The organism is Corynebacterium silvaticum (assembly GCF_002162115.2).
In the GTDB taxonomy this organism is placed as follows: domain Bacteria; phylum Actinomycetota; class Actinomycetes; order Mycobacteriales; family Mycobacteriaceae; genus Corynebacterium; species Corynebacterium silvaticum.
Genome location: NZ_CP021417.2, coordinates 604,916 through 619,868, shown reverse-complemented (window position 1 = coordinate 619,868; position 14,953 = coordinate 604,916). Strand labels below are relative to the sequence as shown.

Annotated in this window: 15 protein-coding genes; 7 read left to right on the top strand and 8 right to left on the bottom strand. The window is 55.1% G+C overall.

Annotated elements, in window-relative coordinates:
- Window positions 1-75: 75 nt before the first annotated feature.
- Window positions 76-246, bottom strand: a complete 171-nt coding sequence (locus CBE74_RS15360) for a hypothetical protein (RefSeq protein ID WP_233426086.1) — start codon at window positions 244-246, stop codon at window positions 76-78.
- A gap of 83 nt (window positions 247-329) precedes the next feature.
- Here CBE74_RS15360 and CBE74_RS15355 point away from each other — a divergent pair, with 83 nt between their 5' ends.
- The gene (locus CBE74_RS15355; RefSeq protein WP_233426085.1) at window positions 330-839 is read left to right on the top strand and encodes a hypothetical protein; all 510 of its coding nucleotides are present in this window, start codon (window positions 330-332) and stop codon (window positions 837-839) included.
- A 71-nt stretch (window positions 840-910) separates the two neighbouring features.
- On the opposite strand, the gene manA is transcribed toward CBE74_RS15355, so the two are convergent.
- The 4 genes from manA to CBE74_RS15335 all read right to left on the bottom strand — a co-directional run bounded on the left by manA (window position 911) and on the right by CBE74_RS15335 (window position 5,207).
- Window positions 911-2,068: a mannose-6-phosphate isomerase, class I gene (gene manA / locus CBE74_RS15350; RefSeq protein ID WP_087453497.1), complete on the bottom strand. Its 1,158-nt coding sequence runs from the start codon at window positions 2,066-2,068 to the stop codon at window positions 911-913.
- 55 nt (window positions 2,069-2,123) lie between these two features.
- Entirely contained in the window at window positions 2,124-3,110 is a 987-nt protein-coding gene (locus CBE74_RS15345; protein WP_087453496.1) for a hypothetical protein, read from the bottom strand.
- A 183-nt stretch (window positions 3,111-3,293) separates the two neighbouring features.
- A complete protein-coding gene (locus CBE74_RS15340) occupies window positions 3,294-4,673 on the bottom strand; it encodes a phosphomannomutase/phosphoglucomutase (protein ID WP_087453495.1) in 1,380 nt (459 codons plus the stop codon).
- 132 nt (window positions 4,674-4,805) lie between these two features.
- Window positions 4,806-5,207 (bottom strand): DUF3499 domain-containing protein, encoded by a 402-nt coding sequence (locus CBE74_RS15335; RefSeq protein ID WP_087453494.1) that lies wholly within the window; start codon window positions 5,205-5,207, stop codon window positions 4,806-4,808.
- 93 nt (window positions 5,208-5,300) lie between these two features.
- On the opposite strand from CBE74_RS15335, the gene CBE74_RS15330 reads away from it, so the two are divergent.
- The gene (locus CBE74_RS15330; protein ID WP_087453493.1) at window positions 5,301-5,756 is read left to right on the top strand and encodes a metallopeptidase family protein; all 456 of its coding nucleotides are present in this window, start codon (window positions 5,301-5,303) and stop codon (window positions 5,754-5,756) included.
- A 144-nt stretch (window positions 5,757-5,900) separates the two neighbouring features.
- Here the strand turns inward: CBE74_RS15330 and CBE74_RS15325 are convergent, their stop codons facing one another.
- The 3 genes from CBE74_RS15325 to CBE74_RS15315 form a co-directional block, all read right to left on the bottom strand.
- Window positions 5,901-6,200 (bottom strand): WhiB family transcriptional regulator, encoded by a 300-nt coding sequence (locus CBE74_RS15325; RefSeq protein ID WP_014300514.1) that lies wholly within the window; start codon window positions 6,198-6,200, stop codon window positions 5,901-5,903.
- A gap of 519 nt (window positions 6,201-6,719) precedes the next feature.
- The gene (manB, locus tag CBE74_RS15320; protein WP_087453492.1) at window positions 6,720-7,808 is read right to left on the bottom strand and encodes a mannose-1-phosphate guanylyltransferase; all 1,089 of its coding nucleotides are present in this window, start codon (window positions 7,806-7,808) and stop codon (window positions 6,720-6,722) included.
- A 174-nt stretch (window positions 7,809-7,982) separates the two neighbouring features.
- The gene (locus CBE74_RS15315; RefSeq protein WP_087453491.1) at window positions 7,983-8,933 is read right to left on the bottom strand and encodes a glycosyltransferase family 2 protein; all 951 of its coding nucleotides are present in this window, start codon (window positions 8,931-8,933) and stop codon (window positions 7,983-7,985) included.
- A 117-nt stretch (window positions 8,934-9,050) separates the two neighbouring features.
- Here CBE74_RS15315 and CBE74_RS15310 point away from each other — a divergent pair, with 117 nt between their 5' ends.
- The 5 genes from CBE74_RS15310 to CBE74_RS15290 all read left to right on the top strand — a co-directional run bounded on the left by CBE74_RS15310 (window position 9,051) and on the right by CBE74_RS15290 (window position 14,919).
- Window positions 9,051-10,619: an LCP family protein gene (locus CBE74_RS15310; RefSeq protein WP_087453490.1), complete on the top strand. Its 1,569-nt coding sequence runs from the start codon at window positions 9,051-9,053 to the stop codon at window positions 10,617-10,619.
- A gap of 111 nt (window positions 10,620-10,730) precedes the next feature.
- On the top strand, window positions 10,731-11,408 hold the full coding sequence (locus tag CBE74_RS15305; protein ID WP_087453489.1) for a TIGR03089 family protein: 678 nt from the start codon (window positions 10,731-10,733) through the stop codon (window positions 11,406-11,408).
- Window positions 11,409-11,566: 158 nt separating this feature from the next.
- Window positions 11,567-12,826 carry an ABC transporter substrate-binding protein gene (locus CBE74_RS15300; protein WP_087453488.1) on the top strand — a complete coding sequence of 420 codons (1,260 nt, stop codon included), beginning with the start codon at window positions 11,567-11,569 and terminating at the stop codon, window positions 12,824-12,826.
- 177 nt (window positions 12,827-13,003) lie between these two features.
- Window positions 13,004-14,086, top strand: a complete 1,083-nt coding sequence (locus CBE74_RS15295; RefSeq protein ID WP_166741035.1) for a carbohydrate ABC transporter permease — start codon at window positions 13,004-13,006, stop codon at window positions 14,084-14,086.
- Window positions 14,083-14,919 carry a carbohydrate ABC transporter permease gene (locus tag CBE74_RS15290; protein ID WP_013910937.1) on the top strand — a complete coding sequence of 279 codons (837 nt, stop codon included), beginning with the start codon at window positions 14,083-14,085 and terminating at the stop codon, window positions 14,917-14,919. Before CBE74_RS15295 ends, CBE74_RS15290 begins: the two co-directional genes overlap by 4 nt.
- The last annotated feature ends 34 nt before the right edge of the window (window positions 14,920-14,953 follow it).

The following is a 14,953-nucleotide window of genomic DNA, read 5'->3' as shown; positions in this document are numbered from 1 at the left end:
AAAGAGGACCCACGCATCACGATGCCGACGTACGACATCCATTACGACGTTGAGAGGAGCCGACGTGGACAACACTTACACCCGCCGGTTTCTATTGTTCATTGCTGCCGGCACCACGCTAGCTATTGCCATCGGCATCTTGGTCTGGAAGCTCGGGAGCCCCCAGACCACTGCATCAAGCACAATCTCCGACGCTGGGCCACAAAAATTGGAAGAAGCCGCCGTGACTTCGTCCTCTAGCGCCACGCCTCAGCCGCCGAGCAGCAACCCCGGCCCCAGCAGCTTCATCGCCTCAAGGCGATTCCTACGCTGTTCATACGCCGTATCCAGTGGCCCCTCAGCGCGCTACTCCTCAGGTACGTCACGACCCCCTCATGCCGCCCAATGCGCATCTGGGAACCGGAAAAACGAATCCCCCAGTCACCACTGTCTCTGCTCCCCCAGCACCACAAGTGAAAACAACACTTGTGGTTCCGGAGACGGACTCGCCTGTTATCCATGATCCTGCAGAAGAAACGCCCCAAAACCAAAGCTCTCAGCCTAGTACCTCTACGATTCCGGTGACAGAGGGGGCTTCTGCCAACCCAGCCCAGTCTTCGGAGAAGCCAGACCAAAGCATGAGCAGCACCTCTATGGAGCCAAGCCCAGCCCCCACGGAAATCATCACAGAGCCCACCGCTCCTTTGGTGGACCCTTCCAGCGTGCGCAAAGCCTTGAGTTCCGCTGGAACTCTTCTTAACCCGCATGCGCAGCCTCGCGCTACTGCACCACAAGAAACTGAGCCTAAGCCTGCCGCACCAGCACAGCCCACAGAAAAATCACCGGTTCCGCAGCCTTAAAACAGATAAGTTTAAGAGGGGGCAGCTCCGACTCGCTGCCCCCTCTTATTTGTATCGTGCTAAAAATCAGGTCACACGGTAGCTACAAAGAGCTGGCCCTGTCCGCGCGCCTCTACCTCAGCATCAGCGGCAGAGAGCCACAATGCCTGAGTTGGGCTAAGGGGAACTCCATCGACTTCCACTGTTCCGGCCGTGCACAAAAGGATGGCAGGGCCGTCGTGAGCGATCTTCTCTGTGGTGTTATCAAGGTCGAATCGCTTAATAGCAAACTCGTTAATAGGCACTGGATAAACTCCAGATTCTGCCTCCACAATGGGGTCTTCTAAAGAGGAAAACTTCAGCACGCGCACGAGCTCCGGAACATCAACGTGTTTGGACGTCAACCCGCCACGAAGAACATTGTCGGAGTTTGCCATGATCTCAACACCAAGGCCCCGAACATAAGCGTGCAGGTTACCTGCGTCGAGGTAGATAGCCTCCCCCGGCTGGAGAACAACGTAATTGAGCAGGATTGCGCCCAATACTCCCACGTCTCCGGGATACTGCTCATTGAGCAACACGATGTTCTTCAGCGCAGCGCTCATCCACTCCGGGGCAGTGTCTGCTTTTTCTTTCGCAGAAGCCACTACCGCGGCAATGAGATCGCGTCGATGTGCAGTAGGAATCGTGATCCACGTAGTAAACAGCGCGCGCAGGTTATCGGATTCCTTGAGCGGATTATCCACCACCATTGCGATGTAGCGCTCTAATTCTTCGCAGTCGAGGAACCGCAGCATCTCCAAGGTCTTAGCCAATGGACGGAATCCTGCCATCGCATGGAACTCGGTCAAGGCGACCAGCAGCTCAGGCTTGTGGTTATCGTCCTTGTAGTTCCGGTTATGAGCTCCAAGCTGAATTCCCTGCTCGCTATCCCGAGCAAAACCTTCTTGAGCTTGTTCCAACGAAGGATGAGCTTGCAAAGACAACGGCTGATCAGCTGCCAGAATTTTCAGGAGGAATGGAAGCCTCTCTCCAAATTCACTGTGCACACGATGCCCAAGCTGTTGCTCAGGAGCTGCGGCGATATGCTCAGCGAGGGACTCATCACCAATCTGCGATGGTCCGCCCGGATGGGCACCATACCAAAGTTCAGCGATTGGGCTGGTTCCCTGCTCCTCGCCTCTGAGTTTTTGGATGAGTGTCCTAGAGCCCCAGGCATAGGCCTGCGCACTTGGGGACAGCAACTGCATGTCATTCCTCCCGATATTCCGTACCAGTCTTGGCACCGATGTAAGAGAATACTTGTTAACTCGATAGAAAGGCAGTCGCCGCGAAGCCACGAGCAATCATTCGCAGTGGAGTGCCCATGAACCCAGCGTCGACAAACTCTGTCCGCTCCCACACACCCTGATCAGGTTCACACCACGCAATCGTTGTTACGCTTTGTCCCGCGGGAGCTTTATCCAAGTCAGGATCAAAAAATATGTCTTTAGGTGCATACGAGAAACGTCCCAAGGCAGCCCCAAGTTCCTCGGAGGGAAGACTCGTCGATTCTTTCCCATAACTAGTCCATAACACAGCTATGAGATTGGCCACTGCCACAGCAGGGGTGGTAGCGCCAGTATGAATGACATGCTCGGTTATCTGAGCTAGCTGACGCGCCCTGTTGATGTCCTCATCGCACTCCGGCGAGCACTGCAGAATTTCCACGTCCACGTAAGAGGCGTAGTCCTCCAAAGCACGAGCAGTTCCTTCTGCATCCTGGTCAAGCAGCCCCAGCACCGCCATCACTACGGTGATAACGCGAAGAGGGCTTGGCCCCTGTGCCAGAGGAAGAACTGGCACAACTGCTGCGTCGTGACCGGCGTCGTCGTGAAGCATCCCCTCTGCAGCACTAGCAAGGATTACTGTGCAGCCTCGACGTATCGCAGTAGTGAGAGCTTGAGATAAGTGTTCCGAGGAAGAACGCTCAGTAGCAATGATCACGATATCCAAGGGCCCCACGTAGCGCGGCAATTCTGCGGTAACGATAACGGGAACCTTCAACGGAGCATGCAACGCTATAGCCGCCTGCGCCGAGTGCGTGGCAATTGCCTCTGTGGTGACTACAACGAGGCTTCGCGGTTGTGTTCCTTGCACAACATCAAGCCCGCCGGAGCGAACAAACTCCGCAACCACTCGTAGCTGCGCGCCTTCATGCGCTATATCGTAAAAAGCCACGACTTCTGGGGCATAGGAATGACTAGGCATAGCGGCAGCACCGCTCTCGCGGAAAATCTCCTGTGTATTCATTTCCTTCCAATTGTAGGCGCAAACCGGAAGGCCCATTCTGCTTAGTCTTTAGCACAATATGCAAAGGCTCCCAGGGACACCGCCATACATGGCTACATGTTCCCTGGGAGCCAGACACTCACAGTACAAAACTAACGTAAACGTTGCTGCTTAGAATCCTCTTGTTGGAGCCTATTGCGCGTTCTATTGTGCGCGAATAACCCCAAGGATTTCTGTAACTAGGGCATCTACTTCTTCTGAGGTAGGAGCTTCAACGTTTAGGCGCAGAAGCGGTTCCGTGTTGGAAGCACGAACGTTAAACCAGGCCTTGGTGTCTTTGAGCTCCACGGTGACGCCGTCGAGACGATCAACGCTCTCGGTGCGATCCGCAAAAGCATCAAGCACTGCTTGTGTGCGCTCGGCCTGTGCTTCAGCACTAGCCAAACGCGAGTTAATCTCGCCTGATGCCTCATATCGCGAATATTCTGCCATCAGCTCTGACAGCGGTTTGTCTTGTCCACCCAGCGCCGCCAGCACGTGCATTGCCGCAAGGATGCCAGAATCGGCGTTGAAGAATTCAGAGAAATAGTAGTGAGCGGAGTGTTCGCCGCCGAATGCCGCACCGTGCTCCGCCATCTGCGCTTTGATAAAGGAGTGTCCCACCCGCGTACGCACTGCGACACCGCCATTTTCTGCGATGACCTCAGGCACGGTCTTGGAGGTGATCAGGTTATGAATAATCGTGCTTCCTGGGCGCTGCGCGAGGTATCGTTCCGCGACAATAGCGCAAATAGCAGAGGGGCTCACAGGATCACCATTTTCATCAACCACAAAACAGCGGTCTGCGTCGCCGTCAAAGGCTAGACCGATGTCTGCTTTTACCTCTGGGGTGAACTTTTGCAGATCTACAAGGTTCTTGGGATCGAGCGGGTTGGCCTCATGGTTAGGGAACGTTCCGTCTAGTTCAAAGTAAAGAGGCTTCACGTCGAGTGGGAGTCCTGCAAAAACTTCAGGAACCGTGTGTCCACCCATTCCGTTTGCCGCGTCCACAGCAACAACGAGCGGTCGAATGCCGGAGAGGTCTACAAGGTCACGAAGGAAGGAACCGTAATCCGCGAGGGTATCTTTCTGCGTGATGGTGCCGGGTTCGCCGTCATAAGCAGGAACGCCTTCCACCAGCATGTCAATGATCGTGCCCAAGCCTGTTTCTTGCCCCACGGGACGCGCACCAGAGCGGCACATCTTGATGCCGTTATATTCGGCCGGGTTGTGGGACGCGGTGAACATCGCACCAGGGCAGCCCATAACGCCAGAAGCGTAGTACAGCTGGTCCGTTGAGGTGAGTCCCAACGCAATCACGTCAACGCCTTGCGCAGTAACCCCGTCTGCGAAAGCTTGAGTGAGTTCGGGTGACGATGGCCGCATGTCGTGGCCTACGGCGACTTTAGTAGCGCCCTCGTTACGCATCAGATGGCCAAAAGCCGAGCCTACCTCGCGGATGAAGTCAGCATCGATGTCAACGCCGACTACACCTCGCACGTCATAAGCCTTGATGACCTTGGTCACCGATTCACGGGTACGCATCTACCAAATCCCACCTTTCAGGGATGAACAAAAGTACTCCGAAGAGATTGTACTCTGATTCGTCCCATCCCCAGCAGTGTGGGCGTTGGATAATGCGTTATGTAAGCCGCCGCGGAGCCGCAATGAGTCGGTTTAGTAGTCGTCCTCCGGGTCAGGAACAACCGAGAGGTGGCCGCGTTTAGTGTTCTTTGACACCTGTTTACGTTGCGCGCGGTGAACTGGGTGATTAACTCCAAAATCTTGATTGGAATCGATCAACCCGCTTGTGGTTCTGCCGGCTTCCCGCACTGCCTCTGCAAGAGCTGTGAGGTCCTCGTCGTCGTCGTCAACTGCATCGACGCGCAGCAACTCCCATCCCAGCGGAGCTGTAATTTTGGACGCGTGGAATTCACACAGATCCCAGCTATGCGGATCACTGTTAGGTGCCAAAGGGCCAACCACAGCGGTTGAATGTGCGTACGCGTAAGTCAACGTAGCTACGGCAGGCTTACCGCAACCGGGGCGAGAACAACGACGAAACTGATTCACGTCCATAAAGTCTAGACTCCTAGTTGAGGTTTAGGTAGCCCAGGGGGACTTCGGCGCGTTCTACCGACCTAGAGCGCTCTTAGTTTTAGTGTTATCAGCATGGATTACCGCCTGAATCGAGACCGCCACGGCAGAGGGCTACGAGGCCCCGCGTTCCCCACCGCCGTTCCGCGCTACCGTTCACGGCGTTCGCTTTTCGACGCCGCAGTGCTTGAGGCATATGCGCCCATCCAACAAAGTTTTGCCCAGCAGCTTGCACATCTAGACATTGCGGTAGATACGGTTCCGCGTATGCGACTCAACGTCAATGCCGCGTTGTTGCCGGACGAAGTTGCTGCCGATGGGCCCGTCCCATTAGGCCGTGTGATCCCCGCAGGAATAGATCATCTAGGACATCCCACCCGCGCCAGAATCGTCCTTTTCCGCATGCCGATTGAGCAACGGACCAACTCAGCGCAAGAGCGCCAAGAGTTGCTCACCATGGTTCTTACTTCTCTTGTGGCCAATTATCTCAACGTGTCCCCCACGGATATTGACCCAGATTTTCAGTGGTAAAACCGGCATAAGGCATCACTAGCGACGGAACAGAGCTCGCACTAGAGTCCCAGCCCATGATTCCATGGCTAGGAACACACAGGTGTGCACAGATAAAGGACCTCCCAGGTGTCACGCCTAGCAGGTCCCTCGTACTACAAAGCCTTAACCGATATCCCGTTTGAGTCTCCGGCGCTCACGTTCAGAAAGACCGCCCCAGATACCAAAGCGTTCATCGTGTTCTAGCGCGTATTCCAGACACTCATCGCGCACAGCACACGCCTGACAGATGCGCTTTGCTTCACGGGTAGATCCGCCCTTCTCCGGGAAGAAGGCTTCTGGATCTGTCTGGGCACATAGGGCCTGCTCTTGCCACTCCTGCTCAACTGCACCAAACAGGTCATCTAGCGTCAGCTCTAGGGGCGTGCGAGTCCGAGGCGCGGCGTTACTGGCCATATCTTCCACGCCACTCTCCTCTCCTCGTTGATGTTCACATATGCGAGTTCTTACGCGAGGAAAACCCGCGCCAACTCACAACACACCACATAGATACACAGCACACTCACGCAGAATTAGCGGGATATGTAAAGCCATATAAGAAGACTATGCAGCGAATTACATACTTGAAATTCAACACTCCAACACAAGATGCCGTCAACCTGAGAGTGTATTTCCCCTTGAAAAAAATGAATTTCCCCAGCTCGCAAACTTCACGAGTCACATCTTTAACACAACGTATGCCACGGGGGCAGACGCCAGGGGTACTACATCTAGTAGTTCCAATCTAGCGCCGCCACTGGGGCCTCGATGGCCAGCGTGTCACTGCAGCCATCACATTCCCTCGTGCTATCGCACACAAAAGAAGTTTTACGTATACCCCGAGAGCCCTCCGACTTTTATTCAACCACTCTATTTTTTAGCAGCAAAATGCCTTCCAGAACGCACACACACGCCACTAAAATTGAGATGGTCGACACAGTTTATTTAGGCGTCAGAACTGAACCGGATTCCAGCAGTGGGGATCTCAACCCCTGGCCATACCCGTAGCCCGTTTAAAAGCTCACAGCGTGCACCAATCTGTGCACCCTCGCCAATAACGCAGCCCTTGATTCGAGCATTCGCGCCGATACGAACACCATGAGCAATGATGGAATCTTCGATGACTGCGCCCGGTTCGATGGTCACGCCATCAAAGACCACGGTGTCGTCGAGACGGCAACCCGCGCCGACTTCCGTACCCCGGCCGATAACGGTGCCGCCCAGTAAGAGCGCGCCATCTTTCACGCCGGCGGACTCGTCGATAAGCGATTCGCCTGTGCGCCCCTCAAGCAGCGGCGACGGCGCAATGCCACGAACCAAATCGGAAGAACCGCGAACAAAGTCCGCCGGTGTCCCCATATCGCGCCAGTATGCATTATCCACATATCCGAAGACACGACGCCCCTCTTCCAGCAACTTGGGGAAAGTCTCGCGCTCAACGGACACCACACGGTCAGCGGGAATCGACTCAATCAGTTCGCGGCGGAAAACATAACAGCCAGCGTTGATTTGGTCGGTAGGAGGATCCTCCGTCTTCTCCAGGAACGCCGAAACGCGCCCATCAGCGTCAGTAGGAACGCATCCAAAAGCCCGTGGCTCGGGGACTCGAACGAGGTGCATGGTCAAATCGGCCTGCTTCTCGTGATGCGCATCAAGAATTCCACCCAGATCCGTACCACCAAGCACGTCTCCGTTGAAAACCATGACGGTATCTGCGCGAAGTTTCTCATAAACGTTCCGGATACCGCCGCCAGTGCCTAGCGGCTTATCCTCAACAACGTATTCGATCTCCAAGCCAAGGTCTTCACCATTGCCAAAGTACTCTTCAAAGACCTCTGCCTTGAAAGATGTACCTAGCACAACGTGCTTAATACCGGCAGCTTTGATTCGTGCAAGGAGATGCGATAAGAACGGCACACCCGCAGTCGGCAGCATCGGCTTCGGAGTCGACACCGTCAGCGGACGAAGGCGCGTGCCTTTGCCACCAACCAGGATCACGGCATCTGTGTTACCGCGCAGCGTCGTTGTGGTCATTTTTGATGTCCTTACTTTTCTTGCTTGTCACGCACGCCTAGACGTGCACCTCCGGATTGACTCAATCAGACTACCCTGACAGAACCCGAAGTTTATGCTTCCACGCAGAATACCCAGCGACACGGACCGCTATTCCAAGCACAGGAACTCGGCCCATGCCTCCCGACCCAGAGGTTATTTTTTCAGTTTCGCCGACGCTACCGCCACAAAAGCGCGAGCTTGGAGTCCCAGTTTTAAAACAATACGGATGGGCAGCTGCCACGCATGGGGATGACGATCCGCCTGGAAGCGATACGCCGACTCGTGATGCGCGGGCAGCATCTTTTCCGGATGCTTTCCTGCCGCGTGTCCCACAGCATGAGTAATAAAAGAGGAAGGACAAAAGACGTTATCAAAGCCTGCGCGGCCAAACCGGTCGCCCAGATCCACGTCTTCCATATACATAAAGTACCGCTCGTCAAAACCACCTATGGCATCAAACGCATCCCATCGAACCAACAAGCACGAGCCAGATACCCACCCGGCGGTGCGCTCAGTACCCATGTCAGCATCGTCCTTATACGCCTTTGTCCATGGATTATGCGGCCATATCGCACCAAATAACGCGTGTCCGATGCCGTTGCTTAGCGTAGGAATAGCACGCGCCGACGGATACGCAGACCCATCGCTTTGCCGAATATAGGGACCGATTGCGCCAGCATGCGGCCAACGTTGCGCGCATTCGAGCATGACGTCGATCGAGCCTTTATCAAAGACCACATCGGGATTGGCTAAGACGAAGAACTCCGGTTCTATGCCACCATTTGCCCGTTTGTCCTTGAGGTGGCGAGCCGCTGCATTAATTGCAGAGCCGTAGCCAATGTTGCCGCCGGTAGCAAAAAACTCCACGCCGTCCCGTTCTTTCGCGGCAGCCTGAGGAGTTCCATCTGTGGATCCGTTGTCTGCGAGGACGGTATACGCACCCCGCACGGTCGCTTCGCGTACAGAATCCAGGAATGCTGCAAGGTGATCACCGGGAGAGAAAGTAACCGTAATCACGGCTATCGGCTTGGCATCTGTTGTAGTCACCCGCTTGAGCTTAGTCGGGCGTATCTGGGAATCGAGATCTGCCACGCTTTTATTCATCGTTGGGAATCCGAACACACAATAAAAACAATTTCGCAGAAAAACTACGGCTTTTAGCCCTACTTCACCTAGACTTTTACCTGTTTCTACTCCTTTCTTCATGGAGATCCAACACATATGACCGACAAATACCGTCGTAACCGCGACATTCAGGCGCCGCCTTCAGCGATGCCCGATACCAAACAAATGGGTCCTCGACCCGTTAAGATCTTCCTCGCGTTGATCTCGTCGATAGTGCTGGTCATATCTGGCGCCGGTTACTTCACCATTGGAAAATTAGGTAGCACAGTTGCTTCTGCCGGCAACCTTTCCCTAGGCGGCGACAAAGGGATGAAGGAAGCTGCCGACGGCGCAACTGACGTCCTGCTCGTCGGCTCCGATTCGCGTACCGACGCCCAGGGCAATCCACTTAGCCCGCAGGAGATCGAACTGCTGCACGCCGGCGATGAGGAAAACGATAATACTGACACCATCATGGTGATTCGTATCCCCAACGACGGTTCCTCGGCAACCGCTATCTCTATTCCTCGCGATACGTATGTGCACGACAACAACTTGGGGAATCTCAAAATCAACGGCGTGTACAAAAACTATAAAGATAAGGAAGCCACCAAACTCCTATCGGAGGGAATCAGCGATCAGAAGACTCTCGACGAGCGTTCCAAGCAAGCCGGACGCCAGGCTCTCATCGGTGCGGTGTCCGATCTCACCGGAATTACTGTCGATCACTACGCAGAGGTTGGCCTCCTCGGCTTTGTTCTTTTGACAGAAGCCGTGGGCGGCGTCGAAGTCTGTTTGAACAACAGCGTCAAAGACGAGTACTCCGGCGCTGATTTCGGAGCCGGACGTCAAACGCTTAAGGGTGGGCAGGCGCTTGCCTTTGTCCGCCAGCGGCATGGACTTCCCCGTGGCGACCTGGATCGTATTGTTCGTCAGCAAGCGTTTATGGCCTCACTGGTCAATAAGGTGCTGTCCTCTGGAACCCTAACTAATCCGCAGAAGCTATCAGACATGGGTAAGGCCGTGGAGCGTTCCGTTGTTATCGACCAGAACTGGGATGTGATGAGCTTTGCCAACCAGCTGCAGAATCTTGCTGGCGGCAATGTTCGATTCAATACCATCCCGGTTACTTCGATCGACGGCACCGGAGATTACGGCGAATCCGTTGTTACCGTGGATGTGCAGCAGGTGCATAAGTTCTTTGACCAGCTGCTTAATGGCGGGCCAAAGGAAGGACCTTCAAGCCAGACGTCTCCTGAACCCGCCGATCACACCGCGCATCCCAACACTACTGTGGATGTTCTTAATGCCACCACCACGTCGGGGCTCGCCGCCGAGGTCGCCGGGCATCTGAAGACCAAGGGGTATACCATCGCAGAAACCGGCAATGCTCCCGAGGGATTGTACTCTCATAGCCAGATCTTGGCTGCAGACCCTGAAACCGATGATGCCAAGCACCTTTCCCAGGAGCTCGGTGGCATCCCAGTCGTGCAGCATAGCGGTCTCGATCCACATTCCTATGTAGTAGTTGCCGCCGGCGATTACTCAGGACCGAAGAGCGCCGAGTCGACGACGAGCACGTCAAGCGCAACGTCTGTGGTGGGTCAGCCTGGAGCAGACGAAGGACAAGCAATCGTCTCCCCAGAAATTGATGCCGGTGGAAACGGGCCACGGTGCGTCAACTAGTACTCACTCTGTAGTTTCTATTGACTGGGGGCATCGACTTTCTCTATCTGTCGATGCCCCTCAGCCATTGCTGTACACAGTAGATTCTTATTTCCCCTACGATAGATTCTCATGGAACTTCTGCGCACCATACTCTCCTCAGATTCTGCTACCCCACGGTTGACGGTATACAACGAGTCGACTGGGGCCCGGCTCGATTTCTCGGCCCAAACGCTGGATAACTGGGCAGCGAAGGTGGCAAACATGCTGCGCGAGGAACTAGATCTTGAGCAAGACTCACTCATCAGTCTGGATCTTCCAGCAAGCTGGCAATGCGTAGCCATAGTTTTAGGCGCAATGGCAGCAGGAATCGACGTTGAGTTCTGCCCCATCGAGCACGCTCATGGGGCAGTGGCTTTTATGGATTCCGAGCGTATCGACGCTTCCCCGGCCTTCACCGGAGACGTTGTACTTGTCACACAAGATCCTTTTGGACGCGGCGTTGTGGAATGCGGGGGCACAGTTCCCGATGGAATGATCGATTTTGGCCCGACGGTGCGCTTCTACGGTGACCAGTTCTTTGAGCCAGGTACGAAGATTGAGGAGAGCGTCGATACGCAAGCCCTTGCCGAGGTCGACCCTGGTGCGCGCGCCCTGAGCACCGATTGGACCACGTTGACAGAAATGGAACGCACCGTACTAGCGCCGCTTGCGGCAGGCGGATCGGCTGTCGTTGTTACGGGAGTGGCCAGTGATCAGCGACTTGATGCCATCGGACGTGCAGAAAAGATCACGGTTCGATTGTCCTGACCCCCTCTCGCGCATATGGGGTCAATAGTCGGAGATCGACAACGATGTTCATTCATATTTAGTACCCTCTTTACGGGGTGATAAGGGCCATAAGTCCTTTACTTCCGTCGGAGGATCACTACCTTAGTGAGGGAACTCAACGGAAAGGTGATCCCTCGATGAACGTCTCAAAGACCGGCGCGTCGCTTGCAGCCACAGCGCTTTTTGCTTCGGTAGCCCTCGCAGGCTGCTCCTCCGATTCCTCAGCGCCAGCACCGCAGAACACTGACGGTCGCGGCCCCATCACCTTTGCCATGGGCAAAAACGACACGGATAAAGTTATTCCAATTATTGAAAAATGGAATAGCGCGCACCCCGATGAAAAGGTCACGCTCAAAGAACTCGCCGGCGAGGCCGACGATCAACGTGAGACCCTGGTGCAGTCGCTTCAGGCTGGCAACTCTGACTATGACGTGATGGCACTCGATGTGGTCTGGACCGCCGACTTTGCTGCTAACCAGTGGCTGGCCCCCCTCAAAGACGATCTCAAGGTAGACACCTCCGGGCTGCTCAAAGCAACTGTTGAGTCTGCTACCTATAACGGAACTCTCTACGCTCTGCCGCAAAACACCAACGGTCAGCTGCTGTTCCGCAACACCGAAATCGTGCCAGAAGCACCAGCCACGTGGAAAGATCTCACCGCTAGCTGTGAAGCCGCAAAAGCCAAGCACGTGGATTGCCTCACCACTCAGCTCAAGCAGTACGAGGGCCTCACGGTCAACACCGCAGGCTTCATCGAAGGCTGGGGCGGACACATCCTAGATGACTCCGGCGCACCCGCCGTAGATTCCGAAGACTCCAAGGCCGGCGTTCAGGCGCTCGTGGACGGTTACAAGGACGGGTCCATCTCCAAGAACTCCATCTCCGCTACAGAAGAAGAAACCAACCTATCCTTTGTAGCAGGAGAAACCGCTTACGCCATCAACTGGCCGTACATGTACACCAATGCCGCCGAGAGCACCTCTGCGGTCAAGGGCAAGTTTGAGGTCTCCCCACTCGTTGGCAAAGACGGCGTGGGCGTCTCCACCCTGGGTGGCTACAACAATGGCATCAACGTGAACTCCAAGAACAAAGCTACGGCTCTGGACTTTATGAAGTTCATCGTGAACGAGGACAACCAAAAGTCCTTTGCCGATAACTCTTTCCCACCAGTACTCGCATCCATCTACGACGATGAGTCCCTCGTGGCCAAGTACCCCTATCTCCCGGCGCTGAAGAAGTCCCTGGAAAATGCGGCACCTCGCCCAGTCAGCCCCTTCTACCCAGCTATCTCCAAGGCTATTCAAGACAACGCCTACGCTGCTCTCAAGGGAGACAAGAGCGTAGAAGACGCTACCAAGGACATGCGTGCTGCAATCCAGAACGCATCCAAGAAGTAGTCTCAGCTCCACTGAGTTCATACGCTCATAACCGCATATACGGTTCGCACTAAGCTCCAATATCTTTATCAAGGAAGCCTGCACCGGTAAGCTCATGCTCCACGAACATGTTCTTACCGCGGGCTTCCTTTAGTGCTTTAAGGTTGAAGCGGACCAGCATCAGACAAAGGAGGTACCGTGGACACAACGCGCCCAGCGCGAAAAGTTCCTTCTCGGGAAGGAATCGTCGAAGCGCGCCGGAAACAACACCGCAACGCTGCGTTGTTGATCGCCCCCACGCTCATCGTCCTAGCGATCGTTATTGGCTATCCCATCGTCAGGGCCATCTATCTCTCTTTTCAGGAAGACAAAGGCCTTGACCCAGTCACTGGGCTTTTCACCCAAGGTGGTTTCGCTGGGTTAGAGCATTATGCCTACTGGCTAACGCAGCGCTGCGGGACTTCGTCCGGAAGTGCCATCGCGTGCCCACCCGGAGTCATATCCACTGATTTTTGGCCAGCGGTAGGAAATACGCTCTTTTTCACCGTGGTCACGGTAGCCCTAGAAATCGTTCTAGGTGTTGGCATGGCGCTGGTCATGAACAGGGAGTTTCGCGGTAGGGCGCTAGTTCGAGCCGCAGTGCTCATTCCGTGGGCAATCCCTACGGCAGTGACTGCAAAATTGTGGCAGTTTATCTTTGCGGATAAGGGCATCGTCAACTCGCTCCTGCATACCCCAATCCAATGGACTACCGACCCATGGGCTGCACGCTTTGCCGTCATCATTGCCGACGTATGGAAGACCACTCCCTTTATGGCTCTTCTGATTCTCGCGGGCTTACAGATGATCCCCAAAGACGTATACGAGGCAGCTCGTGTCGACGGCGCCAGCACCTGGCAGCAATTCACACAGATCACGCTCCCACTAGTCAAACCCGCTCTCATGGTCGCTGTTCTTTTCAGAACGCTCGATGCCCTGCGTATGTACGACCTTCCGGTCATCTTGATCTCATCGTCGTCAAACTCCCCCACGGCTACGATCTCCCAGCTCGTGGTCGAAGACGTACGTCAGAATCACTTCAACTCGGCTTCTGCACTCTCCACGCTGATTTTCCTCCTTATTTTCGCCGTCGCTTTCCTGATGATCCGTGTCCTTGGCGCAGACATCACGGGCCGTGGTGACGCCCCCAAGCCGCACCGGCAGCGTCGTCAGCGTCGTGGAAAGCATCAGAAGCTAGATAACTCCACGACTTCCAAAGAAAGGACAGCTACCGCACCATGAATCACAAAATTCGTGCAGCACTAGCCAACTATATCGGTGTGGTCTTTATCCTGATCTGGGGTCTGGCGCCGTTCTATTGGATGCTGATCACCGCACTGCGAAACAAGGATTACACCTTTGAAACCACGCCGTGGCCAACGCATGTAACCCTAGAGAATTTCCGCGACGCGTTGTCCACCGACAAAGGAAACGATTTCCTCGGCGCAATCGTCAACTCTTTGCTGGTAGGCCTTGCCACCACCCTCCTCGCAGTCCTCGTCGGAGTCTTCACCGCATATGCGCTGGCTCGCATCGAGTTTCGAGGGAAAGGAATAGTCACGGGCGTTGTGCTTGCCGCCTCGATGTTCCCCGGCATCGCCCTTGTGACCCCACTTTTCCAGCTCTTTGGCGACCTCGGCTGGATAGGCACCTACCGCGCACTCATCATCCCCAACATTTCCTTTGCGTTGCCGCTGACTATTTACACGCTCGTGTCCTTCTTCCGGCAGCTTCCGTGGGAATTAGAGGAGGCAGCGCTTGTCGACGGCGCCACCCGCAGCCAGGCCTTCCGCCACGTACTGCTGCCCCTTGCGGCACCTGCGTTGTTTACCACCGCCATCTTGGCTTTTATTGCTACGTGGAACGAGTTCATGCTTGCGCGTCAGCTCTCCACAACAGCAACCGAACCTGTCACCGTAGCCATCGCCCGTTTCTCTGGGCCAAGCGCCTTTGAGTTCCCCTACGCAGCCATTATGGCGGCGGGATCCCTGGTGACCATCCCCCTTATTATCATGGTGCTTGCTTTCCAACGCCGTATCGTCTCCGGCCTAACTGCAGGTGGAGTGAAAGCATAATTACCGCTTTCGGGTACTAGGCGCAGTACAATCA